The organism is Bradyrhizobium sp. USDA 376 (assembly GCF_054063675.1).
Map to the genome: position 1 here is coordinate 728,113 of NZ_JBSSGN010000001.1, position 25,858 is coordinate 753,970.

The following is a 25,858-nucleotide window of genomic DNA, read 5'->3' on the forward strand; positions in this document are numbered from 1 at the left end:
CACGAAATATGCCGCGCAATGGATTCTCAGATGCGCAATTGCGCATCATAGTTCACGCTTCGCGTGCCCCGGAATGACAAGAGGAGAAATCAATGCCAGCCATTCTCGGCAGCGGCGAGCACCGCTACCGCGTCGTCGAAGATTTCGCGAAACTTCCCGACGGCTGGACGCTGACCGACGTCGCCTCGGTCGCGGTCGACAGCAAGGACCGAATCTATGTCTTCAACCGCGGCGCCCATCCGATGGTGGTGCTGGACCGCGAGGGCAACTTTTTGCGCAGTTTTGGCGAGGGCCTGTTCTCCCGCGCGCACGGCCTGCACATCGACGCCGACGACAACCTCTATTGCACCGACGACGGGGACCACACGGTGCGTAAATGCACCACCGACGGCAAGGTGCTGCTGACGATCGGCATCCCCGCAAAGCCGGCGCCGTTCATGAGCGGCGAGCCGTTCCACCGCTGCACCCACACCGCGCTGTCGCCGAAGGACGAGATCTACGTCTCCGACGGCTATGGCAATGCGCGCGTGCACAAGTTCACGCCCGACGGCAGGCTGATCAAGAGCTGGGGCGAGCCGGGCACCGATCCCGGCCAGTTCAACATCGTGCACAATATCGCGACCGATGCCGACGGCTGGGTCTATGTCGCCGACCGCGAGAACCATCGCGTGCAGGTGTTCGACGGCGAGGGCAAGTACGAGACGCAGTGGAACAATCTGCACCGGCCCTGCGCGTTGTGCTGCTGCGGTGGGGCTAAGCGCCCGACCTTCGTCATCGGCGAGCTCGGTCCCGGCCTCGATATCAACCGCAACGTGCCGAATCTCGGCCCGCGGCTGTCGATTGTCGATGCGCAGGGCAAACGCATCGCACGGCTCGGCGGCGAGGAAGGCCCGGGTGTCGCCAGCGGCAAGTTCCTGGCGCCGCATGGCATCGCGCTGGATTCCAAGGGCGACATCTATGTCGGCGAGGTCGGCGTCACCAACTGGAAGGCGAGCTTTCCGGACGAGGAGATGCCGGCCGCGGTGCGCGCGACGCGGTGCCTGCAGAAGCTGGAGCGAGTGCCGGAATGAGGCGTCGGCGACCGCCCGGCGGTTCCGGGCCGGCCTCGCCCGTCCCCCCGAATCACGGCGTTTTTGGGCGCTTCGCCACCCCGCCGCCGCATTGGCTGCGGCTGAATAAGTCTCTCAACGGGCTTCACAATCCCGTCACGCTGCATGTAGTATGTCAATACATGCTGCTTCGCAGCGTATATTGGAGGCCGGGAGCGTTACTTGAACGCACATGTCTCGCAAGGCAGTTGGCCGGTGTTGGTGCTGAATGCGGACTTCCGGCCGCTGAGTTACTACCCACTGTCTCTGTGGTCGTGGCAGGACGCGATCAAGGCGGTGTTCCTCGACCGCGTCAACATCGTCGCCCATTACGATCAGGCGGTTCGAAGTCCCACCCTGGAAATGCAGTTACCGAGCGTCGTCTCGCTCAAATCCTTCGTCAAGCCGACCACCCATCCCGCCTTCACCCGGTTCAACGTCTTCCTGCGCGATCGTTTCAATTGCCAATATTGCGGCTCGCCCGAAGACCTCACCTTCGATCACATCATCCCGCGCAGCAAAGGCGGCCAGACCACCTGGGAGAACGTGGTCGCGGCATGCTCGCCGTGTAATTTGCGCAAGGGCAATCTCACCCCGGCGCAAGCCAAGATGTTTCCGCGCCAGACCGCGTTCGCGCCGACCGTGCACCAGCTCCACCGCAACGGCCGCCTGTTCCCGCCGAACTATCTGCACGACAGCTGGCTGGACTACCTGTACTGGGATACGGAGCTGGATCCGTAGAGGCTGGCGACCGGCGATGCGGTTCGGCTTTCTTCGCGGCATTCGATCAGCCATCGGCTTGGCTGCTTTCGCAATCGGTTGGCCTGTCACGGTCTATGGGCTGGACTGCGGTCTTCCGACTTCCGCTTTTTTCGAATCGATCAACCCAAATGTCGATCCAACCAAAAGGGCTGTTGATCTCGAGGCGCGTGTCGCTCTCTATACTCTCAGCCCGATTGTCTTCAGCGGCCGCCTTGTCAGCATCCGCCACCTTTCTGGGCCGGACTCCGGGATTGAGCTGCTTGGATTCAGGGACGTTAAAGTCCTGAAGGGCGTCCTTCCTCGCAGCAGGGTTGATGGGATAGCGATGGTCGCGTTCGACAGATGGTGTGATGGTGGCTGCGCTCACCGTCCGCTCGAGTGGGCTCCCGGCGCGATGCTTACAATCGGAGTTTCACCCAGCCCCGACAAGGTCACCAGCGACGGCAAGACGCTGTACCGCGGGCGGGTCGACGGCCAGTTCGGTCCTTGCCATGGCGGCCCGCTCTCGCCGCTCAAGTTGATGCTGCTTGCTGCGCCTCCGGAAGAGATCGCGCGGCTCAAACGCGACTACCCGCACCGCCGATAAAGGACGGTCTCACATCCCAATCGCATTCCGCGCCACCACGTCGCGATAGAACGCCGCGCTCAGCTTCGGCACCCTCGCCTGGGTCTCGAAATCGACCCGGTAGAGCCCGAACCGCTTCCCGTAGCCGAAGATCCATTCAAAATTGTCCATCAGGCTCCAGAGGAAATAGCCGCGGATCGGCACGCCCTCGGCGATGGCGCGCTGCATCTGGGTCAGGTAGTTGCGCAGGAACATGATGCGGTCGAGGTCGTAGACCTGGCCGTCAGCGGCGATCCTGTCCTCGGACGAGGTGCCGTTCTCGCTGATGTAGATCGTCTCGATGTTCCAGATTTTCGCGGCAAGCCGCGGGGCCCAATAGATCACCTCGGGGCCGACCCGCAGCCATTCCGAATTCATGTGCGGGAACGAGGTCGGGAACGGCAGCACGTGGAAGCCCGGCGCGCGATCGGAGGCGGTGACGTAGAACTGCGGCGCGTAAATGTTGAGGCCGACGAAATCGTTCGGCGTGCCGATGATCTTCAATTCCTCGGGCGTGAACTTCGGCGCGTTCGCGCCGGCATAGGCGAGGAAGCCGTCGGTGTACTTGCCCTCCAGCACCACGCCGAGGAAGCCGGCATTGAGCTCGCGCGTCGCGATCTCGGCGGCGCGGATGTTGTCCGGCGTCGCGATCGCCGGCACGCAAGCAGCGATATTCTCGGCTGCGCCGACACGGGTGCCGACCCGCCCTGAAGCGCGGATCGCCTGCACGGCGAGCCCATGCGCCAGCGCGACGTGATGGCGCGCCTGGTTGAGCTGCGCGGCCGGCAGCTTCAGGCCCGGCGCGTCGATGCCCCAGCCATAGCCGAAATTCACGAAGCGCCCGACCTCGTTCACGGTGAAGACGGTTTTGACGCGATCGGTCAGGCGCGCGGCAACATAGGCGGCGTAGTCGGCAAAGGCCTTTGACGTGTCGCTCGACTGCCAGCCGCCGACGCGGTCCTGCAGCGCCTGCGGCAGGTCCCAATGGTAGAGCGTGGCATAGGGCTCGATGCCATTTGCGAGCAGCTCGTCGACGAGGCGGTTGTAGAAATCGAGCCCTTTTGGATTGGGCTGGCCCGATCCATCCGGAAACACCCGCGGCCAGGCGATCGAGAAACGGTAGGCCTTGACGCCGAGCGCCTTGATCAGCGCGACGTCCTCCTTGTAGCGGTGATAGTGCTCGTTGGCGCGGTCGCCGGTCGAGCCGTCCTCGATCTTGCCGGGCGTGTGGCTGAAGACGTCCCAGATCGACTTGCCGCGGCCGTCCTCGTTGACGGCACCTTCGATCTGGTAGGACGAGGTCGCCGTGCCCCACAGGAAATCCTTCGGGAAAGGCGCGGGCGCATGGCGGCCAGCCGGACTGGTCTCCGCGGCCCTGGCGCCGGTCGCAGCGCCAAGCACGGCGAGACCCGCAATCCCTGCCAATTCGCGCCGCGAGACGTCTGCTGACATCGCTATCTCCGCGCCTGCTCCATATCGATCTGATAGACCGATATCCTGTCGATCTCGAAGGCCACGCTCGGCGGCGATTCTCCGTCGACTGGTCCCACGCCAAGAAAGAACTTCGATCCGATCGCCAGATTGACGATCATATACATGGGATCGTCGAAGCCGATCGGCACCTTGATGTCGGACACCGGCCTGCGGTCGATGAAATAGACCAGGCGATCCTCCGCCCACAGCACACCGTAATTGTGGAAAGTGTTCGAAGCATCGCGGACCGCGAAATCGAAGCCGCAGGACTGAATCTTCTGGGTCGACGGAATCCGCCAATGCGTGGTCATCACGAGATCGCCGGGCCGCTCGCCGCGGCCTTCCAGCACGTCGACCTCCGGCGGCCAGCCGCCGTCGTCGGCCAGCATCCAGAATGCCGGCCAGACCGCATGGCCGACCGGGACTTTTGCGCGGATTTCGAAATAGCCGTGCTTCTGCGCGAACGTGCCCTGGGTCGTCAGAATCCCCGAGATGTACTCGTTGTTGAACAGCACCGGCTTCAATTCCGGCGGCGTGCGGCTGGCGACGATGGAGAGCACGCCGTCCTTGACCTTGAACGGATCGAGCCCGAGCGGCGTCGCCGCACGACCGGCATAGCGCGGATCGACATAGATCTGCTGCTCGCCATTGGCGCTGGTCTTGCGCTTGAAGTCGGAGCCGTCGCCACCCCAGTAGCGCGCCTCCGGCCACGCCGCGCCGCCGGCATAGTGCGGCACCCAGCGACCTGTCGCGAGCGGATGCTCGTTGAAATCGTCGTTGAACGTCCGGCGCAGCGTCAGGAACGCGAGCGAAGTGGGATTGACCGTCTCCAGCCTGCGGCACTCGATCGTGGAGGGATCGGTGGTGACTTGCAGCGATACCATGCCGGGCGCGTCAACGAGATCGTCCTGCGCCACGACGGGCGCAGGCACGATAGACAGACCAATCGCGACCAGAGCGCCCTTCGTCCAACGGTCGATCATCACCGCACATCGAACATGCCAGGAAACCTCACCGAAATTAGCGTGCCTGTCCCCGAACGGGCAAGCACACCCAGCCGACGCCCGCGGGCGATTTCGCAAAGACATCTCGACCGCGCACGCCAATCGGCCGAGAAGCGGTGTCATCCGGCACAAGACTGATGACGAAGCCGGGCAGATTCTCGCGCCCGACATCGCCAGGGGCGGCTCCACCGCCGAAATCCTTCCGCATTCGTTACCGTCCCTTAAGCCTCCAATGGCAGCCTTGCAGGGATCTGCGGACCTCCCCGGCCGGTCGCCAATCCGTCAGGTACGAGGTTGCCGCCGCCATGCTCGCCGAAACACTGGAACGGGTGCAGTTCTCGCCGCCGAAGCGGGCGACCTATGTGCGTCTCGTGCTGACAGCGCTGGCGGCAGTCGTCGCTTTCAAGACCTTCTGGTTCGCCCGCTGGGGCGGCTGGACCGACCGCGAGCTCGCCGATTTCGACGCGTTTCACATCGTCGCGCAGCGCGTCTGGCGCGGCGACCTCGACCAAGTCTATCACTTCGAGGCACTGCTGAAGATGCAGATGGAGGCCGCCGGCGGCGCCACCGGCTTCATGCCCTGGACCTATCCGCCGCAATACGACCTCCTGCTCGCACCCTTCGCCTTCCTGCCGGTCGGCGTCGGCTACCTGCTGTTCACCGCCGCGACGCTCGCGCTCTATCTCGTGACGCTCCGCAAGATCGCCGGCACGAATTTCGCCCAGGTGCTGGTGATCCTGTTTCCGGCACTGGCGATCACCATCGGCTGCGGGCAGAACGGCTTTCTGACGGGAGCACTGATCGGGCTCGTCTGTCTCAACGTGGAGCGGCGGCAGGTGCTGGCCGGCCTGGCGCTCGGCGCCATGGTGATCAAGCCGCATCTTGCGATCGCCGCCGGCGTCTATCTGCTGGTGACGCGGCGCTGGATTGCGCTCGGAACGGCCGCGGCCGTCGTGCTGGCGAGCTCACTGCTCTGCACGCTCCTGTTCGGATGGCAAATCTGGTTCGCCTGGCTCGGAGCGATCAAGGAATCGGCCGGCTATCTTGAGCAGGGTCTCTATCCGCTGTTTCGCATGATCTCGACCTATGCGGCGCTGTACAAGGCCGGCTTTCCCGCGAGCGCCGCCTTCTGGGGGCAGACGGCAATTGCCGGGCTCGCGCTGTCCGCGGTCCTTCTCGGCGCGGCGCGGGGCGCCTCACCGGCATTCGCGCTCGGTACCGCCGTCATGGTCTCCGTGATGATCAGCCCCTATGCCTATGATTATGATTTGCCGATGCTCGGGATCGGTCTCGCCCTGATGCTACCCGATCTCACGGGGATGGCGAGCCCGCGCGAGCGCAACGCCATCTACGGGCTGATCCTGTTCGCGGGGGCCTATGGGCTGTTGCAGTCGGGGCGGCTGGCGATGCAGTTCGGGCAGAAGGCCGATCCCGATCAACATTTCGCGCCTGCGCTCGGCGGCTTCGCGCTGATGGCACTGCTGCTTCTCCTGCTAAAACTGCTGTGGAGCCGGCAGAGAGAGCCGCTCGTCCTGTCGTGCCGGGCCGAATCCGTGGATAGCGCTTAGCTGGCAGACACCGGCGGCTCCGCCTTCGGCTGGTGCATGCGGGCCATCGCGGAGCAGGGAACCCGAAGCCAGGCCGCCCGTTCACAGGTGAGGCCCGACGCTTTCGGATACACCGCGGGAGCGGTATCGGGGGCCGCCACAGCACAAGGGGAGACGCCTCATGCCCACCGCCGAGAAGGACCACGTCTACAAGATCCTGGAACTGGTCGGATCATCCGAGACCTCGATCGAGGATGCGATCAAGAACGCGATCGGCCGCGCCGCCAAGACCGTTCGCGAGATGAAATGGTTCGAGGTGGTGCAGACGCGCGGCCACATCGAGAACAACGCCGTGCGCCACTATCAGGTGACGTTGCGGGTCGGCTTCACGCTGGAGGGATGATACGGCGCCGAATGAAGCCGTTACGCTGCCGCGGCGTGGTTAACGAATGCCGACGGGTGCCGATCAAGTTGTCGACACCTCCGCCCGGTTGACTACGGACCGCACAATCATCTCGGATATTGCAACAGGCCGTTAAGGCGAAAGTGAGAGGTTTGCCCCGATTTGGAGCAAACCCGATGGTCACGAGCCGCGAACTCGGCAAGACGCGCCTTCCGCTCTGGGCGGCGGGGTTCGTCGTGCTGATTTGCGTGGCGATCCTCGGCTTGAGCGTCTGGCGCGAATGGGAGACGCGCAATGCCGATCTCAGAATCGCCGAGATCGACGTCACCAATCTGGCGCAGTCGCTGATCCAGCACGCCGACGACACGTTCGAGCTCGCCGATACGATCCTGGTCGGGCTGGTCCACCGGCTCGAACTCGACGGAACGGGCCCCGATACGATCGCAAAGCTCCAGACCTATCTGCCGACCCGCAAATCATCGGACCGCATCCGCGGCATCTTCGTCTACGACGAGACCGGCCGCTGGCTCGCCACGACCGAGAATGTCGACTTCTCCAAGCTCAACAACAGCGACCGCGAATACTTCCAGCACCACCGCGACTCCCCGGAGAAGGGCACGCTGATCGGACGGCCGATCAAGAGCCGCTCCGGCGGCCAGTGGATCATCACCGCGTCGCGCCGGATCAACCGTCCCGACGGCAGCTTCGCCGGCGTTGCCCTGCTCACGATCGACGTCGCGTATTTTGCAAAGTTCTACCAGCGGTTCGACTTCGGGCCGAACGGTTCGGCATCCCTGCTCAACAACAGCGGCATCATGCTGGTGCGCAGCCGCGACGAAAATGGCGCCTTCATCGGACGCGACCTGTCCAACGCGCCCCTGTTCAAGCAGTGGGAAAGCCGCCCCCCCGCGGCGGTGTACTATTTCAAGTCGCCGCTCGATGGCGTGCAGCGGCTGAGTTACTACCAGCGCAGCAGCCGTTATCCCCTGATGGTGCTGGCGAGCAAGTCGCAGGAGGACGTGCTGGCCCCCTGGCGACGTGACGCGACCGCGCGCATGACTTTCGTCCTCGGCCTCGTGCTGCTGATCGCGGTGATCGGCTTCTACCTGGTCCGTCAGCTGTGGCAGGGGCAGCGCATGGCGCAGGCCCTGGTCGCCAAGGAAGCCAATTTCCGCATGCTGGCGGAGCAATCCAGCGACATGGTGACCCGGATCGGGCTGGATAACCGGCTGCTCTACGTCTCTCCCTCATGTGTGCGCATCACCGGCTGGTCCGCCGAGGAGCTGCTGGGGACGTCCTCCCTGGTCGGCATTCACCCGGAGGACCTGGAACGCGTCGAGCAAGCCATTGCCGCGCTGAAGAATGGCGAGGCCGAGGAGGCGCGGTTCGTCTATCGCCAGCGCCATCGCGACAAGGGCGAGATCTGGGCGGAGGCGGCGCTGCACGTGACCCTGGCCTCCGACAGCGGCGCGATCGACGGCGTCGTCGCGGTGGTGCGCGACATCACCGAGCAAAAGGATCTCCAGGACAAGCTCGCCTCGCTGGCAACGACCGACGGCCTCACCGGGCTTGCCAACCGGCGTGCCTTCGACGAACGCCTCACTGAGGAATGGGCGCGGGCCCGGCGCGATGGCACGCAGCTTTCGCTGCTGCTGATCGATGTCGATCATTTCAAGAAATTCAACGACCATTACGGACATGTGGCGGGCGACGGGTGCCTGCGCGCGCTGGGGCGGATTCTATCCGCCTATGCCAGGCGCCCGGCCGACCTCGCCGCGCGCTACGGCGGCGAGGAATTCGCCGTGTTGCTGCCGGACACCGGCCCGGACGGCTGCGCCGAGGTCGGTGAAGCGATTCGCCAGGCGCTGCACGATCTCGCCATGCTGCATGCGCAAAATCCACCCTCCCGGCTGGTGACTGCCAGCGTCGGTGCCGCGACCAGTCTCCCATCGGAGACCACGATGGACTGCGACACGCTGGTCGCTGCCGCTGACCGCGCACTCTACGCCGCCAAGGACAGCGGCCGTGACCGGATGGTGATGTCGGGCCAGGTCGTGCCCTGGCCCGCGAAGAGCGCATGACGGGAGCGACCTCTCACCAGACGTAGCGGACGCTGCCCTTGCCCGCATAGCTGCGCGTGACGTTCGAGAACTCGCCTTCGAAACTCGCCGCCGCCGACCAGCCGCTCAGCCAGTTCATCTCGACCGCCAAGGTGGTGAGCGCGGAGTCATGTGCCTGCGCCGCGCCGTTGACGACGAAGCTAGCCCCCGGCAGCGCTTGGAAGGTGGCGGCAATCGAACGATCCGGATTGAAATCGTGGGCCCAGGCGGTGCGGCCGCGCAGTGTCAGGACGCCGCCCTGCATCGCAAAGGATTTGTCGCCGCGCAGGCCGAGTTCGGTGCGGGTGTCGGTCACGCTCTTCGCGGCGTAGCTCAGCGCGAAGGCCGATGAGCCGGAGACGACCTGCTCGGCATAGGCCGGCAGATCGAACGTGACGAATTGCGCGGCACCATAGGGTGTGATGCCGAGGCTGCCGATCCACGGCGCGACGAAGCGATAGCCGCCTTCGAGGCGGCCGGAATACGCATTGGCGTCGAATTCGGCGCGCAGGCGATCAGCGCCGGCGATGGTCACGGTGCGATCGGTGGTGATGTCCTGCCAGCCATAGGCGAGCGCCGCTGAGATGTACGCTGGGCCATTCGCATGGCGCAGATAGGCGCCGGCCTGGAACAGGTCGGAGCGGCCGGAGCCGAGGCCGTTGGCGACGCTGAAATTGGTCCCGCCGCCGGCCAGCGCAAAGCCGGCGAGCGTATTTGCCGAGAACCGGTAATCGGCCCCGGCGGCGGTCCCAAAGATGCGGCTCGTCGTATCGTTCGAGCCGACGATCGCATTGCCGCCCGTCGTCTGCGATCCGCCAAAGCCCGCGGCCCACACGCTCCAGCGCTGCTCGAATGTGCGTGGCGGCGCCTTGGTGATCATGGCAAAAGCATCGGTGCGCTTGCGCGCCACGTAGGCGCTGGCGCTGTCCTCGTCTGCGAAGCCGCTCGCGCCGCTCGCAGCGTCCGAGACACCATTCCTCTGCATGAAGGGATCGGTCAGCAGACCCATGAACTGGCTCATCGCGGCGAACGTCGTCTGCTGCGAGGAAGCGCCGAGCTCACCCGAGGCTTGCGTCAGGCCAGCCGGCGTCAGCGCGCCATAAGTCAGCGGAATGCTGCCGTTCGCATTGAAGAAGTTGCTCAGCGCATTGCCGACCGCCCGCTGGTTACCGCTCTGCCCGCCGGGAATGGAGAAGTTCAGGACCAGGTTGAGATAGGCATTGTTGCCGTCGTAGCTGAGCGTCGTGTGGAAGTTCGCCGGCAGGTTGGTGTTGACCACGGTTGTATCGAACGTACCGGAGACGCCGCCGCTTGCCGTGAGGATGGTGTAGGTCCTGCTGACATAGCTGCCGCTGGCGAACACCGCGTTCACCGTGGCACCGCCGAGCGCTGCCGTGCCCGTGACGTTCGCAAAGGACGCCGTCGACGGATTGAGCTGGACCAGATAGATCGCACCCGACTGAAAGGCCAGACTGCCGTTGACGGTCATGAAGCTGCCTGGCACACCACTGCCCGGTGCAAACGTCCCGCCGGTGTTGACGAAGGTGTCGCCGACCGAACCGCTGCCGGTCAGCGTGCCGCCTGCGCTGACAGTCGGATCGCTAAGCGCGCCCAGGACATCGAGCACACCGCCGTTCACCGTCGTCCCGCCAGAGTAGGTGTTCGTTCCGGTCACGACCGTCGTGCCGCTCGTGGTCGTGAGGCTCGCGGTGCCGCTGATGCCGTTGATGGTGCCGCCGGTGGAGGTGATCGGCGCGTTCAGATTTCCGTTCTGGATCATGCCGCCGGCGAGACTGACCGCCGCTTGCGTCTGCGTCGTGCCGCCGAGATCGAGCGTACCGCCGTTGACCATCGTCGAACCGGTGGCGGCGCCCAGCGTGCCCGCGCCCGAGAGCTGCAGCGTGCCTGCGCCGATCATTGTTCCGCCGCTATATGCGTTGTTGCCGGAGAGCGTCAGCGTTCCCGCGCCGATCTTTGTCAGCCCGCCGGCCCCGACAATGCTGCCCGAAAACGTCGTGCTGGTGCCGTCATTGCCGATCGTCAGCGCTGCCGAGCCGAGCGTCACGGAGCCCGCGCCGGCGAGCGAACCAATCGTCTGATTGAAGCTGTTGAGATCGAGTATCGCCCCACTCGCAACGGTGTAGGCGCTGTTCGGCGAGAAGACGCCTGCGGCGCCGGCCTGCAATGTGCCGGCGTTCACCACCGTCGGCCCCGAATAGCTGCCTGCACCGGAGAGCGTCAGCGTCCCGAGGCCGATCTTGGTCAGCCCGCCTGGCCCACTGATAGTGCCGGACAGCGTGACGTCGTTGCCGGCGGTGTCGAAAGTGCCGCCCTGGCTCATCAGCGTGATGGGCAGCGAGCTCGAGATATTGGCGCCGGCGAACTGCATCGTCCCGCCGGTGAACACCGGACCGCTGGCGCCGCTCGCCCCTGAGGCCAGCGTGCAGGCCAGCGCCCCCGACGTGTTTGCCTTGAACGTCGATCCGGCGGCCAACAACGCATTGCCGTTGGAGCAGGCGCCAAGCCAAGCTGGCCCTGCGCCGGGCGAAGAAAGGGTCACATTGACCGCGTTGGTCGCGGTGTCGATCACGGAGACCGAATTGTCACCTTGGTTCGTCACATAGGCGACGGTCCCGTCGGGACTAAATGCGACTCCAAAGGGAGCGCTCCCAACGGAGATGGTGGTGATGATCGCATTCGTCGCGGTGTTGATCACCGAAACCGAATTGCTGCCATAGTTAGCTACATAGGCGCGGGTCCCGTCGGGACTTAATGCGACTCCCGCGGGAGCGCTCCCGACGGGGATGGTCGTGCTGATCGCGTTGGTCGCGGTATCGATCACGGAAACCGAATTGCCGCCCTGGTTCGCCACATAAGCGTGGGTCCCGTCGGGACTTATTGCGACTCCCATGGGACGGCCTGTCCCGTCGGGGATGGTGGTGATGATCGTATTGGTCGCGGTGTTGATCACCGAAATCGAATTGTTACCATAGTTAGCTACATAGGCGCGGGTTCCGTCGGGACTTAATGCGAGTCCCGTGAGACCGCCCCCGAGGTTGACGGTGGTGATGATCGCATTGGTCGCGGTGTTGATCACCGAAACCGAATTGTCAACGGCCACATAGGCACGGGTGCCGTCGGGAGTGAGCGCGACTCCAGCGACATAGGCCCCGACGGCGATGGTGGCGGTTATCGCGTTGCTCGAGGTGTCCAGAACGGAAACAGTGCCGCTTTGATAATCGGTGATATAGACAATAGATTCATCACCCCGTACCGCTGCCGCGATGGAGTTACTGCCCACACCGATGGGAGATCCCACGAAATTGCCGGTGGATGTGTCCAGGACCGACACGGTGCCATCGCCAGAATTGGGCACATAGACGAAAGGCCCCGTCTGAGCCTCTGCCACCGCTGTCGCCATCACCTGCAGCAGAACGGCCGACGCCATCAGGGCGGGGACACGAAGCGCGTGCGATAACAACTGCAATCTGGCGGCCATAACACGATCTCGGAACGCGAAGGGGTGCCGCGCGTGATCAAGAACTAGGCACGCGCGTGGCAATGGACGGACAAGCCTTAGCAGTCACGCCGCACCGCCGATGTGCCCGGAGTCTCAGCCGCCAATTCCCGCCGGCACTGATGCAATCGCATCACAACTCGTGACGCACGCTTTCCACTTCCACGAGGTTGCCCGGCATTGTCCGAATGACTAGATACGCGCCTCGATATCGGTGCTCTGTGTGGCCTTCGCCCGTGCGACCGGTGTGATCGGGGGGATGGCGTGGACGGCGCAGTCGCGAACGAAAGCATGCCGGCGGATGAGGGCGAGCGTGGACCGGGCGCACTCGCGCGGCTCCGCACCATGACGGCCGATATCTGCGACGTCATTGCGCTCACCTCGGAAGACGATTTCCACATCACCACCGTGACGACGATGGCCGGCAACGCGCTGCTGGTCGATTCACGCGTCACCGATCTCGAATACGACCGGACACCCGCGCACATCGCCCGTGGGGGCATGGATCACTATCACATCACCCTGTGTCTCGAAGGCGAGATGCGGTTCTCCTCCGGCCGGCGCGAGGTGACGTTGGGGCCAGGCGACATCGTTCTCCTCGACATGGGGCAGCCGAACCGCACGGTGCTTCGCGGCGGCGGCAGCCGCACTCGCCTGAGGGCGATCATCCTGCAACGTGCCATGCTGGCACCTCGGCTCGCGCACCCGGATTCGGCGACGGCAGTCTTGTTGCCGTCGGACCATCCCCACGCGCGCCTGCTCGCGAGCCATTACGCGGCGCTCGCCCTGCCGCCCGAGCCGGAGGCCGGCAACGTCGAGGTCACGGTCGAGGCGATCGCCGATCTCATGGCGGCCGCCGCCGGCGGAACGGCCGACATTGCGGCCGGCGTCGAACGTGCCGAGCGGCATCTCTATCTGGCGATGATCAAGCGCCACATCGCCAGCCATCTCTCCGATGCGCTGACCGCGGACGAGCTGTGCCGCCAGTTTCAGATTTCGCGCGCGAGCCTGTATCGCCTGTTCGAAGCGGACGGCGGCCTCGCGCATTATGTTGGGGAGCAGCGGCTCAACCTCGCCTTACGGCTCATGATATCTCCGGCCTGGCAGGACAAGCGCCTGATCGACCTCGCCGTCGAGCTGCGGTTCAGCAGCGATTCCACCTTCATCCGGGCGTTCCGCCGCAAGTTCGGGTTGACACCGGGAGAGCTGAGGGAGCTGGCCGAAACATGGCTCCGCGACACCGGCGCGGTCCCGACCATCGACACGGTGCTGCACCAGTTGGCCCGACGCCGCACATCGTAACGCCGGTGAAGGCGTCCATGCAGGCTCGGCCCCGGCGCGATCACCTGTCGTGATTGGGGACCCATTCCTCCGCGGTCGAGTCCCAATGATGGGTATCGTCGAAGTGCCGCCACGGGGGCCGCTGTGGTTTGGGCTCGGCGGGCTTTTGCCGCGGTTGGGGCATGAGCGCGCCAAGCCTCATCGTCCAGTCACGGGCGCTCTGTTCCCAGTACGGCCTGTTGAAGGGCGTCAGCATCGGGGCCTCCTTCAAGCAAGAAGCGTGGCCATTCTAGCACCATCGGAGGCATGTGGTGTAAGATGCTTCACAGTCCGAAATGAATTTTTCCGCTTACTCCTTCGCCCAAGGGGCGGCCAAGGGGCGGCCGGCGGATCCATGCCGGCCCATGGAAACGTCGAACGCGGGTGCGCCGGCCTTCGTTTCGAGGGGCCGGAGTCCAGGCCGGCGAAGCACCGAGACGTTCGATGCTCAACCTCCGTACAGATAGTTCGGCAGCCACAGCGTCAGGCCGGGCCAAATGTACATGAACACCATGCAGACGATCACGATCAGCATGTAGGGCATCATGCCGGAGAAGATCTGGTTGAGCGTGACGTGCTTTGGCGCCACGCCCTTCAGATAGAACGCCGACATCGCCACGGGCGGCGACAGGAATGCGGCCTGGAGGTTGACGAAGACCAGCACGCCCCACAGGACCGGATCGATGTTGAAGTGCTTCAGCATCGGCAGGAAGATCGGCACGAAGATCACGATGATCTCGGTCCATTCAAGCGGCCATCCCAGCAGGAAGATGATCGCCTGCGACAGGATCATGAACTGGACCGGCGACATGTTGAGCGAGAGCACCCAGCTTTCGAGTAGCGCCTGGCCGCCGAGGATCGCGAACACCGCCGAGAACAGCGCCGAGCCCACGAAAAGCCAGCACACCATCGAGGTGGTCTTGGCGGTCAGGAACACGGCTTCCTTGGTGCGCTTCCAGTCCAGCGTCCTGGCCTGGAATGCGAGCAGGAAGGCGCCGGCGGCGCCGACCGCGGCCGACTCCGTCGCTGTGGTGATGCCGAGCAGGATCACGGCCAGCACGATAACGGTGAGGATGCCGAGCGGCATCACCGATGCGATCAAGAGCCGCAGCACCTCGAATTGCTCGGCTTCCATGGTCCAGTAGTAATACAGCAGCACCAGGCCGAAGATCGCGGCGATGAACGCGAAATAGGTATAAAACTCCGGTGGTGGTCCGGCCTCGGAAGGCGCGGCCTTGATCTGATCACGCAGCTCGGAGCTGCCCATCTGCTGCAATGTTTCCGGCTCGTTCCTGGTCGCCGCGCCTGACCTGCCGCCGCCGAGCTCTTCCAGCTTTTCTTCCGCCGGCTGCGAAGCGGCGCCAGCGCCCAGCGGCTGCGGCGCGTCGTCCAGCTTCTGCTGGATCGACGCCGCAGGCGGCGTCGGAATGTCGGGCTGCTGGTGGATCACGACATACCACCAGACGGCCCACAGCGTGGTCAATGCCAGCACCAGCGGCACCAGCGCGAAGCCGAGATTCTTCAGGAGCGTCGTGTAGCCGAGGCGCGCGCCGTCGACGCTGATGCTCAGGGCCCTTGCCGGCGCGAGCACGGCGGTAAACAGCGCGGGCAGCATCTTGCGCGAATAGGCCTGCTGCAACTCGGCCACCCACGGCCGGACTGGAACGCGGATTTCGCTTTCGGGAAGTTTTGGCGCGATCTTCGGATTTAGCAGCGCCCAGCCGATGACGTAGACGAGATAGAGGAGCGCCAGGAAGAAACCCGGAAACATCGCCGCCGCATACAGCTTCACCACCGACTGCCCGGCGACCGCCGCATAGACGATGATCATCACCGAGGGTGGGATCAGGATGCCGAGCGTGCCGCCGGCGGTGATGACGCCGGAGGCGAGCTTGACGTCGTAGCCGGCCTTCAGCATCGGGTTGAAGGCGATAACGCCCATCAGCACCACCACCGCGCCGACCAGGCCCGAAGCGATGCCCCAGAAGGTGCACACGATCAGGGTTGCGACCGCGAGCGAGGCGGGCACGCGCCGGAATGCGAGCTGGATCGAATAGAACATCTTGTCGACCAGCGCGCCGCGCTCCATCACGTAGCCCATCAGCACGAACAGCGGGATCGAGATCAGGACGTCGTTGGTCATCGCGCCATAGGTGCGCTGGACCATCAGGTCGAAAATGTGGTTGTCGGCCCAGGCTTCGCCGCCGCGGTAATAGGCGAAGAAGCCGAAGAACATGCCTAGGCCCATCAGCGTGAACGCCGTCGGGAAGCCCATGATGATCACGACCACGATGAGGCCGAGCATCAAAAGCCCGAGTGCCGGATCGCTCATCGCTGCAAATCTCCGCCCATGCCGCGCTGCCGCGCGCTCTCCTCGATGTTCTGCGCATGCTCGATCGCGGCTCTGCGCGCTTCCTCATCGACATGCTCGCTGTGCGCCAACTGCTCCTCGACGACGTCGATTTCGCTGACGTCTTTCAGGCGGCTTGGCCATACCCCGGTTTGCAGGCACATGATGCAGCGTGCAATTTCGGCCGCGCCCTGCAGCAGCAACAGCGCTCCCGCCAGCGGGATCATGAATTTGAACTGCCAGACCGGCGGTCCGTCGGCGGTCACATTGGAATGCTCGTTGATGCGGTATGAATGCGAAGCGTAATCCCAACCGGAGTAGACCAGCGCCGCGATGCCGGGCAGGAAGAACACGATGTACAGCGCCAGATCGAGCAGGGCCTGCCTGCGTGGCGGCATCGAAGAGTACAGGAAGTCGCCGCGGACGTGACCGTTCTGCGCCAGTGTATAGGCGCCGGCGAGCATGAACAGCGTGCCGTACAGCATGTTGGAGGCGTCGAAGATCCACGCCGTCGGCATGTTGAGGATGTAGCGCTTGAACACTTCGGCGCAGACCAGCGCCATCAGCCCGATGATCAGCCACGCGGCAGCCTTGCCAAACCAGGTGCTGATGCCGTCGATCGTGTGCAGAAAACGCCGCGCGTTCATGAGAGTTCGGGCCGCTGCTTGAATAGGGCGTCGGAACAGGGTTGCCGACAATAGAAACCATCATCCGGGAAGGCTATCCCGGATGATGCATTACTCGTGCGAATTATTGGGCGTCAGGACTTCTTCTTGGCGTTGGGGCCGAAGTAGTGGTTATAGGCCATGCGACGGTTCACCAAGGTATCCTGTTCCCACTGCGTCGCCCGCTTGGCGAAGGCCATTTGCGATGCAACAATCTCCTTGAACAGCGGGTTTTCGGCTGACTTCTTCTCGACGACCTGGTCGTAGATATCGAGCTGCTTCTGCAAGATCGAGTCCGGTGTCTTGTAGAACTTGACCTTGTCCTTGGTCTGCAGCTCTTCGTAGTCCTTGGAGTAGCGGTCGATCGCCTTCCACGCCATGTCCTGGCCTGCCGCCTCAGTGGCGACCGCGATGATCGCCTTTATCTTGTCAGGCAGCGCGTTGTACTTGTCCTTGTTGAACATGATCTCGAACTGCTCGGCGTTCTGGTGATAGCTCTGCAGCATGCAGATCTTGGAAACGTCGGCGAAGCCGAGGATGCGATCCGACGTTGCGTTATTAAACTCGGCCGCGTCGAGCAGACCGCGGTCCATCGCCGAGACGATTTCGCCGCCCGGCAGCGCGTTGACGGCGGCGCCGAGGCCGGTGAACACGTCGATCGAGATGCCGACGGTCCGGAACTTGACGCCCTGGAGGTCCTCCGCCTTGGTGACCGGCTTCTTGAACCAGCCAAGCGGCTGGGTCGGCATCGGCCCATATGGGAACGAGACGACATTGGCGCCGATCGAGGCGTAGAGCTTTTCCAGAAGCTCCTTGCCGCCACCGTACTTGTGCCAGGCGAGCAGCATGTTGGCGTCCATCGCATAGCCCGGGCCCGAACCCCACAGCGCCAGGGCATTCTGCTTGCCGTAGTGATAGACCAGCACGCCGTGCCCGCCGTCGAGCGTGCCCTTCGACACCGCATCCAGCAGGCCGAAGGCCGGCACCACAGCGCCGGCGGGAAGCACCTCGATCTTGAGGTCGCCGCCGGTCATGTCGTTGACCTTCTTGGCGTAGTCGAGCGCGTATTCGTGGAAGATGTCCTTGGCCGGCCAGGTGCTCTGCCAACGCATGCTGATCGGCCCCTGCGCCAGGGCGACGGTTGGCGCGGCGACAGTGGCGGCCGCTCCGGCTGCAGCAGCCTTCAGAAAACGGCGGCGCGTCGACGCGCCGTCCTTGCTCGTCTTGGTCATGATGTCCTCCCTCAGCGCGATCCGTGACGGATCGCCCCTTTTTTTGTAAGGAGAAGACAAGGACTTGCGCCGGACTTTGGCAAGAAAGTTCCTGACGATGCGACGCTACGACGCGGAGGACGTGCAGGACGCCGCCAACTCGCCGGTTCGAATTATTCCCCGCTGTCGGATTAAATTGAGCGGCAGCGTAAAGGGCGCCTGCTGCGCATGACGCGCCGCACCATTACGCCAGATGACACGACACGAAGTGCCCGCCCGCCCCTTCTTTCAGCTCGGGCGCGCTTTCGGCGCAGCGCGGCTGGGCGATCGGACAGCGGGTGTGGAAGTGGCAGCCGGACGGCGGCTTCATCGGGCTCGGCACGTCGCCCTTGAGACGGATGCGCTCGCGCTTGAGTTTTGGATCGGGCACCGGCACCGCCGATAGCAGCGCCTTGGTGTAGGGATGCTGCGGATTGCGGTAGAGGTCGCTGGCCTTGGCGAGCTCGACGATGCGGCCGAGATACATCACCGCGACGCGGTCGGAGATGTGCTCGACCACCGAGAGGTCGTGCGCGACGAAGAGATAGGTCAGGTTCAGCTCGGCCTGGAGGTCTTCCAGGAGGTTGATGACCTGCGCCTGGATCGAAACGTCGAGCGCGGAGACCGGCTCGTCGCAGACGATCAGCTTCGGCTCGACCGCAAGCGCGCGTGCGATCACGATGCGCTGGCGCTGGCCGCCGGAGAATTCGTGCGGATAGCGCCGCATGTGCTCGGCCTTCAGGCCGACCTTGACCAAGAGGCCCGCGACGCGCTCCTCGCGCTCCTTGGCGGACGAGGCCAGATTGTGGATGGTGAAGGCCTCGCCGAGGATGGCGCCGACCGTCATGCGCGGATTGAGCGAGGCGAACGGATCCTGGAACACCAGCTGCATGTTCCGCCGCATCGCGCGCAGGTCGGTACCGCCGAGCTTGCGCACGTCCTGGCCGTCGAAGGTGACCTCGCCGTCGGTCGGCTCGATCAGGCGCAGCACGCAGCGGCCCGTGGTGGACTTGCCGCAGCCGGATTCGCCGACGAGGCCGAGCGTCTCGCCGCGATTGACCGAGAACGACACGCCGTCGACCGCGTAGACGGTGCCGACCTGGCGCGACAGCAGGCCGCCGAGCACAGGGAAATGTTTCTTCAGGCCGCTGACGCGGAGCAAAGGTTCGCTCATGACGCGGCTCCCAACTGCGTATCTCCCAGGTGACAGGCCATGCGATGGCCGGGCGAGACCTCGCGCAGCAGCGGCTCCTTCTCGGTGCAGACGTTCATCGCGAACTTGCAGCGCGGCGCAAAGCGGCAGCCGACCGGCGGATTGATCAGGATCGGCACCGAACCGCCGATCGCCTCCAGCCGCGTCTTGTGCTCGCTGTCGAGATCGATGCGCGGGATCGAGCGGATCAACCCTTGCGTATAGGGATGGCGGGGATCGCCGAAGAGATCGTCGACGGGCGCTTCCTCCACCACCTTGCCGGCATACATCACCACGACGCGCTGCGCGGTCTCGGCGACGACGCCCATGGCATGGGTGATCAGCATCACCGCCATGCCGAAGCGCTCCTTCATGTCCTGCAACAGGTCGAGGATCTGCGCCTGGATGGTGACGTCGAGCGCCGTGGTGGGCTCGTCGGCGATGATCAGCTTCGGCTTGCAGGCGAGCGCCATCGCGATCATCACGCGCTGACGCATGCCGCCGGAGAACTGGTGCGGATAATTGTGCACGCGGCCTTCGGCGTTGGGGATCTGCACCAGCTTCAGCATCTCGATGGTGCGCTCGAGCGCCTGCTTCTTGGTCACCGCTTCGTGCCGCCGCAGGCTCTCGGCGATCTGCTCGCCGATCGTGAGCACCGGATTGAGCGAGGTCATCGGCTCCTGGAAGATGAAGCCGATCTCCTTGGCCCTGACCTCGTCGAGCTGATTGCTGGTCAGCGGCACGAGATCGCGGCCTTCGAAGATGATCTGGCCTGCCGCGATGCGGCCCGGCGGCATCGCGATCAGCTTCAGGATCGACATCGCGGTCACGGTCTTGCCGCAGCCGGATTCGCCGACGACGCAGAGCGTCTCGCCCTTGTTGATGGAGATATCGACGCCGTCGACGGCCTGGAGGATGCCGTCGTCGGTGGAGAAGTGGGTTTTCAGGCCCTTGATCTCGAGCAGCGGCGCCATCAGATCACCCGTCGCGCATCGAGCGCGTCACGCAGGCCATCACCGATGAAGTTGATGGCGACCACCGCGATGAAGATTGCGCCGCCCGGAAACAGCGCCCAGTGCGGACCGATGTCGAGAAAGTCCTTGGCGTCATACAGCAGTCGTCCCCAGGTCGGAGTGTCGGGCGGAAAGCCGAGACCGAGGAAGGACAGCGTCGATTCCGCGATGATGGCGGCGGCGACGTCAATGGTGCCGGCAATGATCACCGGGCCGACCGCATTGGGCAGGATGTGGCGCACCACCTGCCGCACCGGGCTGGCGCCGAGCGCGCGCGCTGCCTCGACGAACTCCTTCTCGCGGATCGACAGGAACTGCGCGCGCACGAGCCGCGCCACCGGCATCCAGCGCAAGCCTCCGATCACGAGCACGATCAGGATGAAGATACCGCCTTCGGGACCAAACACCTGCTTCAGCCCGTCGCGAAAGAGATAAATGAGCAGGAGCAGCAGCGGCAGTTGCGGCAACGACAGGAAAAGGTCGGTGAGCCACATCAATCCGTGCCCGAGCGCACCGCGCGACATGCCGGCGAGCGCGCCGATCAGCGTACCGATGAAGACCGAGACCAGCATCGCGGCGAGCCCCACCGCGAGCGAGATGCGGCCGCCATAGATCATGCGCGCCAGAATGTCCTGGCCGAGATCGTCGGTCCCGAAGGGATGGGCGAGCGAGGGTCCCTGCATGCCCGCGACGATGTCGATGTCGTTGATCTTCACACGCCACACGAAGGGCCCAAGCACGACGGCGAGCACCAGAATGAGGAGCAGGAAGGCGCTGACGACGGCGAGCTTGTGGCGGCTGTAGCGCCGCCACGTCTCGCGCCAGGGCGAGTAGACGCCCCGCTCAGCGGAGGGAGATGCGAGGGTCAAGCCAGCCATAAAGGACGTCCGCGATGAGGTTGAACAGCACCACGAGGCACGCGAAGACGAAGGTGACGGCCATCACCACCGGCGTGTCGTTGGAAAGGATGGAGGAGATCAGCAGCGAGCCGATGCCGGGGATGCGGAAGATCTGCTCGGTGACGATGGCGCCGCCGAACACCGCAGGCATCTGCAACGCGATCAGCGTGACCACGGGGATCATGGCGTTGCGCATCACGTGCTTGATGATCACCGTGGCCTGGCCGAGGCCCTTGGCCCGCGCTGTGGTGACGTAGTCGAGCCTGATGACGTCGAGCATCGCCGAGCGCACGAAGCGCGTCATCGACGCCGCCTGGAACAGGCCGAGCACCGCCACCGGCATGATGGCCTGACGGATCATCTCCAGCACCCAGTGGATGCCGGTGCCCTTGATGTCGGTGGTGTAGACGAAGGGCAGCCAGTCCAGCGTGACCGAGAAGATCAGGATGAACAGGATGCCGGTGAAGAAGGTCGGCAGCGAGAAGCCGACGAAAGCGAGCGTGTTGGCGATCTGATCGAACAGCGAATAGGGCTTCGTCGCGGCATAGACCCCGACCGGGATCGCGATCAGCAGAGCCAGGATCTGTGCCGAACCGATCACGTAAAGCGTGGCCGGCAGGCGCTGGAGGATCAGCGTGTCGACGTCCATCCGGCTGACGAAGGAGAAACCCCAGTCCCCGTGCAGCATGGCGTTGAGCCAGTGCAGGTAACGAAGGTGGATCGGATCGTCGAGACCGAACTTGGCCCGGAGTGCGGCTTGCACTTCGGGCGGCACGTTCGGATTCGTCGCCAGTTCAGAGAACGGGTCGCCGGGGGCGAGCGCAAGCACGACGAACAGCACGACCGAGATTCCGAGCAGGCTCGGAATCGCGATCAGGAGGCGACGCAGGACGTATTGACTCATGAGGGAAGGCCCCGTCTAGAGCTGGGGGATCATTCCTCGCGGTACCAGTCGAACAGATTGTCGGTTTCGTTGGCCCAGCCCGAGATCACCGGGCGGAGCGTGTTCGAGGCCGCTTCCACCTTGAGCCGGTGCTGCGCCGGAATGAAAACGGTCTCCTGGAACAGGATGTCGTTGGCCTTGATGTAGAGCGCCACGCGCTTGACCGGATCCATCTCGCCGTCCGCAGCGTCGATCGCTGCGTCGTAGTCCTTGTTGACAAAGCGCGGGTAGTTCGTGCCCTGCCACTTGTTCTCCTTGGTGGCAACATTGCTCGAATGATAGCGGCGCATGTGCTGGGCCGGATCCGGCTGGCTCATCGGGATCTGGAACATCTCGATGTCGGCATAGAACTTCGCGTAGGTGTCGGGATTGGCGACGTCCGACGAGAAGAACACCGAGGCCACGACCGACTTCAGCTCGACGTCGATGCCCGCCTTCTGGCAGGCCTGCTTGACGATCGCCTGCGTCTTCTGACGCGGGCCGTTGATCGAGGTCTGGTACAGCAGCTTGAGCTTCTTGCCGTCCTTCTCGCGGATGCCGTCCGCGCCCGGCTTCCAGCCGGCATCGTCCAGAATCTTCGAGGCCTTCTCGACACTGAACTCCCAGGAGGTGTTCTTGGAGACGAACTTTTCCGGACCGTTGAGGAAGTTCGCGGTGGTGCGGCCGGCGCGGCCGTAGATCGCCTTCTTGATGGAATCACGATCGACTAGCAGCGACAGCGCCTTACGCACGGCGGGATCGGAGAACAGCGGATGCTTGGTCTTCATCGAGGAGCGTTCGCCGTCGACCTCGGTGTTGGGATCGGTGAAGTTGAGCGCGATGAACTCGGTGTCGCCGCCGACGGCGTAGATGGTCTTGCCCTTGCCGCCCTTCTCCAGGCGCAACAGCACGTCGTCCTCGACCTGGATGTTCCAGCCGAAATCATACTCGCCGGTCTGGATCACCGCACGCGCCGCCGAGACGGCGTCGCCGCCGCCCTTCATCTCAAGCGTGTCGAAATAGGGCCGGTTCGGCATGTGATAGTCTTTGTTGATCTCACCGCGGATGAGATCGCCGGGCTTGAACTCGATGAATTTGTAGGGGCCGGTGCCGACGGGCGCGAGGTTGTTCGGCGCTTCGCGCGACCTGGAGCCCTTGTACTCGGCGAACAGGTGCTTGGGCAGAACCTGTCCGGTTGCGCCGACGAAGGCATCCGCCCAGAACGGCGTCGGCTTCTTGAAGGTGAGACGGACCGTCAGGTCGTCCACCTTCTCGACCGTGATGTCACGATAGGTCGCCACGGTGACGGCGGCCGTCGCGGGATCGATGATGTACTCCCAGGTGAAGACGACGTCGTCGGCGGAGAACGGCTTGCCGTCATGCCACTTCACGCCGGGCTTCAGCTTCCACGTCACCGACTTGCCGTCGGCGGCGAGCAGGCCGTTCTGGGTCGAGGGAATTTCGGACGCCAGAACCAGCTTCATGTTGCCGTCCGGATCCCAGCAGGCGAGCGGCTCGTAGAAAAGGCGCGAGCCGTCCTGGTCCTTGGTGCCGGTGGCGAAGTGCGGGTTGAGCAGGGTCGGGCCCTGCCACCACAGCAGCTTCAGCGCACCGCCGCCGCCGCGCTTGGTCGGCTTGTAGGTGGAAGCACCCTCGGCCATGGCGACGCCGCCAAGCGCCAGGATCTGGTTGGCCAGGGGGGCGGTGAGACCGACCGCGGCGAGGCGCTTGATGAAGGCGCGGCGATCCATCCGCCCGTCCTTCACCTGACCGATCATCGAACGCAGTTCTTTATCCAGCATGGTTGTCCCCCGTCTGGTTCCCGTATGGATGCAGGCGGCCGCACGACGCGACCGCCGGGTTTGGCTGGCGGTAGATGGCACACCGATTAGGGGGCACGTCAACTGGGACCGTGTGTATGCAAACGGTCTTCTGGCTGTCCGTTGGGCAAAACCTTGTTCCGCAGCCCAAGCGTTCGGCAATCCGGCGCCGAAACGCGCCGGAAACCGCGCTGCACTGCGGAAAATTTGTTCGCCCGATCAGACGAAGTATCGAGACGGAATTCTACGCCACGGACATATCGAGCGGGGGCGCGACGTGGTCCGGCAGCGGACAGACGTAAGGTGTCTTGGCCGTGCGCTTCTGAAGGTCGGCTTTGGCGGCCTTGATCAGTTCGGGATCCGTCAGCGCCTTAATGCCGAGCCCGGCCATCGCCTTGGCCGCCTGCACCATGGCCTTGTGCGCGTGCGCGCTCTTGCCCTGCGCCACCACCTGCCAGGTGTGGAAGGGTGTGCCGATTGCAACCGTGGGTGCGTGAACCTGCACGGTCGGCACCACCCAGCTGACGTCGCCGACGTCGGTCGAGCCGACGAGCGGGTTGCGCTTGGCATCGAGCGGCACCAGGAAGTCGGCCAGCGGCCGATCGGTCGGCTCCATGCCGATCGCGTAGTAGACCGAGGAGATGTCCTTGTCGCTCAGCGTCGCGCGGATCTGGGTGGCAAAGCCCTTGTCCGCATCGTCGAAATGCGGCGGTCCGAGCTCTTCCATGACCCGATGCAGCGCCTGCTCGAGCGGCGCGTTCGGCAGGATGTTGGAGACCGCGGAGATGATCTTCATCTCGACCTTGGTCTCGGTCATCAGCGCAGCCCCCTGCGCGATCTTGGACACGCGTTCGACCAGCTCGTTCATGCCGGGAAGATCGCGGGCGCGGATCGAGTAGCGCACCCGCGCATGCGCCTGCACCACGTTGGGCGCGATGCCGCCGGTATCGAGCAGCGCGTAGTGCACGCGCGCATCGCTCGGCATGTGCTCGCGCATGTAGTTCACGCCGACATTCATCAGTTCCACCGCATCGAGCGCGGAACGGCCGAGATGCGGCGAGGCCGCCGCATGCGAGGTGCGGCCGGTGAAGGTGAAGTCGGCGCGGGTGTTCGCGAGCGACGGCGTCACCGCCACTTCCCAGAAGCTGTGCGGATGCCAGGTGATGGCGATGTCGGCGTCCTCGAACGCGCCGGAGCGCACCATGAAGGCCTTTGCCGCGCCGCCTTCTTCGGCCGGGCAGCCGTAATAGCGCACGCGGCCGGGCACCTTGTTCTCGGCGAGCCAGTCCTTCACGGCGGTGGCGGCGAGCAGCGCGGCGGAGCCAAGCAGGTTGTGACCGCAGCCATGGCCATGGCCGCCGGCTTCGATCGGACGGTGTTCCGCAACGCCCGCCTCCTGGCTGAGGCCAGGCAGCGCATCGTATTCACCCATGAAGGCGATAACCGGTCCGCCCTCGCCCCATTCCCCCATCAGCGCGGTCGGGATGCCGGCGACGTTCTCGGTGATACGGAAGCCCTGATGACGCAGCTCGGCGAGATGTTCGGCGGCGGACCGCGCCTCGGTGTAGCACACCTCGGGCGTGCCCCAGACCTTGTCGCTGAGGTCGATGAAACGCGCCTTGATCGTGTCGATGCCACGCCAGATGTCGCTGCGGTTATCCATGCTTCGGTCCGTGATCCCTTGGTCAAACGAAGCGGCAATGGTTAGCAGCTTCATTGCAGCCCGCCTAGCGCCTCGCCGGACAGCAGCCATGCGGCCGGTGCCGGATCGCACGGTTGCCCGCCTCCTGTGCACGAGGCGTTTCCGTGCGTTTCAAAGATTTCATGCGGTGTTCTCCGGAATTGTTGAGGAGCGAGGCTTTCAAGACGGCCCTCTCCGGCCTAAATTATCCGTGCTTCGCACGTCGTCCCGCGCCAACGGCGGCGCGAT

At 64.4% G+C, this 25,858-nt stretch carries 19 protein-coding genes; 7 read left to right on the forward strand and 12 right to left on the reverse strand.

Annotated features, from left to right (window positions below; translation table 11 throughout):
• Window positions 1–92: 92 nt before the first annotated feature.
• The 3 genes from ACVJ19_RS03215 to ACVJ19_RS03225 all read left to right on the forward strand — a co-directional run bounded on the left by ACVJ19_RS03215 (window position 93) and on the right by ACVJ19_RS03225 (window position 2,436).
• Complete coding sequence (locus ACVJ19_RS03215; RefSeq protein WP_453947994.1) at window positions 93–1,070, forward strand: peptidyl-alpha-hydroxyglycine alpha-amidating lyase family protein; 978 nt, start codon at window positions 93–95, stop codon at window positions 1,068–1,070.
• 201 nt (window positions 1,071–1,271) lie between these two features.
• Entirely contained in the window at window positions 1,272–1,829 is a 558-nt protein-coding gene (locus ACVJ19_RS03220; RefSeq protein WP_027522133.1) for an HNH endonuclease, read from the forward strand.
• Between the two features lie 16 nt (window positions 1,830–1,845).
• Window positions 1,846–2,436, forward strand: coding sequence for a hypothetical protein (locus tag ACVJ19_RS03225; protein ID WP_453947995.1), 591 nt, complete (start codon window positions 1,846–1,848; stop codon window positions 2,434–2,436).
• A 9-nt stretch (window positions 2,437–2,445) separates the two neighbouring features.
• On the opposite strand, the gene ACVJ19_RS03230 is transcribed toward ACVJ19_RS03225, so the two are convergent.
• The gene (locus ACVJ19_RS03230; RefSeq protein WP_453947996.1) at window positions 2,446–3,906 is read right to left on the reverse strand and encodes a GH1 family beta-glucosidase; all 1,461 of its coding nucleotides are present in this window, start codon (window positions 3,904–3,906) and stop codon (window positions 2,446–2,448) included.
• Window positions 3,907–3,908: 2 nt separating this feature from the next.
• Complete coding sequence (locus tag ACVJ19_RS03235) at window positions 3,909–4,910, reverse strand: glycoside hydrolase family 16 protein (protein ID WP_453947997.1); 1,002 nt, start codon at window positions 4,908–4,910, stop codon at window positions 3,909–3,911.
• Window positions 4,911–5,236: 326 nt separating this feature from the next.
• Between ACVJ19_RS03235 and ACVJ19_RS03240 the strand changes: the two genes are divergently transcribed.
• The 3 genes from ACVJ19_RS03240 to ACVJ19_RS03250 all read left to right on the forward strand — a co-directional run bounded on the left by ACVJ19_RS03240 (window position 5,237) and on the right by ACVJ19_RS03250 (window position 8,962).
• Window positions 5,237–6,499, forward strand: a complete 1,263-nt coding sequence (locus tag ACVJ19_RS03240; protein ID WP_453947998.1) for a glycosyltransferase family 87 protein — start codon at window positions 5,237–5,239, stop codon at window positions 6,497–6,499.
• Between the two features lie 160 nt (window positions 6,500–6,659).
• Window positions 6,660–6,881 (forward strand): dodecin, encoded by a 222-nt coding sequence (locus tag ACVJ19_RS03245; protein ID WP_080135072.1) that lies wholly within the window; start codon window positions 6,660–6,662, stop codon window positions 6,879–6,881.
• 176 nt (window positions 6,882–7,057) lie between these two features.
• The gene (locus tag ACVJ19_RS03250; protein WP_453947999.1) at window positions 7,058–8,962 is read left to right on the forward strand and encodes a sensor domain-containing diguanylate cyclase; all 1,905 of its coding nucleotides are present in this window, start codon (window positions 7,058–7,060) and stop codon (window positions 8,960–8,962) included.
• 13 nt (window positions 8,963–8,975) lie between these two features.
• On the opposite strand, the gene ACVJ19_RS03255 is transcribed toward ACVJ19_RS03250, so the two are convergent.
• Window positions 8,976–12,428 carry an autotransporter domain-containing protein gene (locus ACVJ19_RS03255; protein ID WP_453948000.1) on the reverse strand — a complete coding sequence of 1,151 codons (3,453 nt, stop codon included), beginning with the start codon at window positions 12,426–12,428 and terminating at the stop codon, window positions 8,976–8,978.
• 333 nt (window positions 12,429–12,761) lie between these two features.
• Between ACVJ19_RS03255 and ACVJ19_RS03260 the strand changes: the two genes are divergently transcribed.
• Entirely contained in the window at window positions 12,762–13,799 is a 1,038-nt protein-coding gene (locus tag ACVJ19_RS03260) for a helix-turn-helix domain-containing protein (RefSeq protein WP_453948001.1), read from the forward strand.
• Between the two features lie 466 nt (window positions 13,800–14,265).
• Here ACVJ19_RS03260 and ACVJ19_RS03265 read toward each other — a convergent pair whose 3' ends face one another.
• From ACVJ19_RS03265 to ACVJ19_RS03305, 9 genes are all read right to left on the reverse strand, one after another.
• Window positions 14,266–16,149, reverse strand: a complete 1,884-nt coding sequence (locus tag ACVJ19_RS03265; RefSeq protein WP_453948002.1) for a TRAP transporter large permease — start codon at window positions 16,147–16,149, stop codon at window positions 14,266–14,268.
• Window positions 16,146–16,814 carry a TRAP transporter small permease subunit gene (locus ACVJ19_RS03270; protein WP_453948003.1) on the reverse strand — a complete coding sequence of 223 codons (669 nt, stop codon included), beginning with the start codon at window positions 16,812–16,814 and terminating at the stop codon, window positions 16,146–16,148. Before ACVJ19_RS03270 ends, ACVJ19_RS03265 begins: the two co-directional genes overlap by 4 nt.
• Window positions 16,815–16,927: 113 nt before the next feature.
• Window positions 16,928–18,064, reverse strand: coding sequence for a TRAP transporter substrate-binding protein (locus ACVJ19_RS03275; protein ID WP_453948004.1), 1,137 nt, complete (start codon window positions 18,062–18,064; stop codon window positions 16,928–16,930).
• Between the two features lie 223 nt (window positions 18,065–18,287).
• Window positions 18,288–19,256, reverse strand: coding sequence for an ABC transporter ATP-binding protein (locus ACVJ19_RS03280; protein WP_453948005.1), 969 nt, complete (start codon window positions 19,254–19,256; stop codon window positions 18,288–18,290).
• Window positions 19,253–20,248, reverse strand: coding sequence for an ABC transporter ATP-binding protein (locus tag ACVJ19_RS03285; RefSeq protein ID WP_453948006.1), 996 nt, complete (start codon window positions 20,246–20,248; stop codon window positions 19,253–19,255). Before ACVJ19_RS03285 ends, ACVJ19_RS03280 begins: the two co-directional genes overlap by 4 nt.
• Window positions 20,248–21,165, reverse strand: a complete 918-nt coding sequence (locus tag ACVJ19_RS03290; RefSeq protein WP_453948007.1) for an ABC transporter permease — start codon at window positions 21,163–21,165, stop codon at window positions 20,248–20,250. Before ACVJ19_RS03290 ends, ACVJ19_RS03285 begins: the two co-directional genes overlap by 1 nt.
• Complete coding sequence (locus tag ACVJ19_RS03295) at window positions 21,131–22,090, reverse strand: ABC transporter permease (RefSeq protein WP_453948008.1); 960 nt, start codon at window positions 22,088–22,090, stop codon at window positions 21,131–21,133. Before ACVJ19_RS03295 ends, ACVJ19_RS03290 begins: the two co-directional genes overlap by 35 nt.
• Window positions 22,091–22,119: 29 nt before the next feature.
• Window positions 22,120–23,910, reverse strand: a complete 1,791-nt coding sequence (locus ACVJ19_RS03300; RefSeq protein ID WP_453948009.1) for a peptide ABC transporter substrate-binding protein — start codon at window positions 23,908–23,910, stop codon at window positions 22,120–22,122.
• Window positions 23,911–24,172: 262 nt separating this feature from the next.
• Window positions 24,173–25,591 (reverse strand): M20 family metallopeptidase, encoded by a 1,419-nt coding sequence (locus ACVJ19_RS03305; protein WP_453948010.1) that lies wholly within the window; start codon window positions 25,589–25,591, stop codon window positions 24,173–24,175.
• Between the last annotated feature and the right edge of the window lie 267 nt (window positions 25,592–25,858).

Bases quoted from the DNA above. Each gene is read 5' to 3' on its own strand.
- ACVJ19_RS03250 (WP_453947999.1), top strand. From the start codon at position 7,058: ATGGTCACGAGCCGCGAACTCGGCAAGACGCGCCTTCCGCTCTGGGCG.
- ACVJ19_RS03290 (WP_453948007.1), bottom strand. From the start codon at position 21,165: ATGGCTGGCTTGACCCTCGCATCTCCCTCCGCTGAGCGGGGCGTCTAC.
- ACVJ19_RS03275 (WP_453948004.1), bottom strand. From the start codon at position 18,064: ATGACCAAGACGAGCAAGGACGGCGCGTCGACGCGCCGCCGTTTTCTG.
- ACVJ19_RS03230 (WP_453947996.1), bottom strand. From the start codon at position 3,906: ATGTCAGCAGACGTCTCGCGGCGCGAATTGGCAGGGATTGCGGGTCTC.
- ACVJ19_RS03225 (WP_453947995.1), top strand. From the start codon at position 1,846: ATGCGGTTCGGCTTTCTTCGCGGCATTCGATCAGCCATCGGCTTGGCT.
- ACVJ19_RS03270 (WP_453948003.1), bottom strand. From the start codon at position 16,814: ATGAACGCGCGGCGTTTTCTGCACACGATCGACGGCATCAGCACCTGG.
- ACVJ19_RS03265 (WP_453948002.1), bottom strand. From the start codon at position 16,149: ATGAGCGATCCGGCACTCGGGCTTTTGATGCTCGGCCTCATCGTGGTC.
- ACVJ19_RS03305 (WP_453948010.1), bottom strand. From the start codon at position 25,591: ATGGATAACCGCAGCGACATCTGGCGTGGCATCGACACGATCAAGGCG.
- ACVJ19_RS03285 (WP_453948006.1), bottom strand. From the start codon at position 20,248: ATGGCGCCGCTGCTCGAGATCAAGGGCCTGAAAACCCACTTCTCCACC.
- ACVJ19_RS03245 (WP_080135072.1), top strand. From the start codon at position 6,660: ATGCCCACCGCCGAGAAGGACCACGTCTACAAGATCCTGGAACTGGTC.
- ACVJ19_RS03240 (WP_453947998.1), top strand. From the start codon at position 5,237: ATGCTCGCCGAAACACTGGAACGGGTGCAGTTCTCGCCGCCGAAGCGG.
- ACVJ19_RS03300 (WP_453948009.1), bottom strand. From the start codon at position 23,910: ATGCTGGATAAAGAACTGCGTTCGATGATCGGTCAGGTGAAGGACGGG.
- ACVJ19_RS03255 (WP_453948000.1), bottom strand. From the start codon at position 12,428: ATGGCGTCGGCCGTTCTGCTGCAGGTGATGGCGACAGCGGTGGCAGAG.
- ACVJ19_RS03295 (WP_453948008.1), bottom strand. From the start codon at position 22,090: ATGAGTCAATACGTCCTGCGTCGCCTCCTGATCGCGATTCCGAGCCTG.
- ACVJ19_RS03235 (WP_453947997.1), bottom strand. From the start codon at position 4,910: ATGATCGACCGTTGGACGAAGGGCGCTCTGGTCGCGATTGGTCTGTCT.
- ACVJ19_RS03280 (WP_453948005.1), bottom strand. From the start codon at position 19,256: ATGAGCGAACCTTTGCTCCGCGTCAGCGGCCTGAAGAAACATTTCCCT.
- ACVJ19_RS03215 (WP_453947994.1), top strand. From the start codon at position 93: ATGCCAGCCATTCTCGGCAGCGGCGAGCACCGCTACCGCGTCGTCGAA.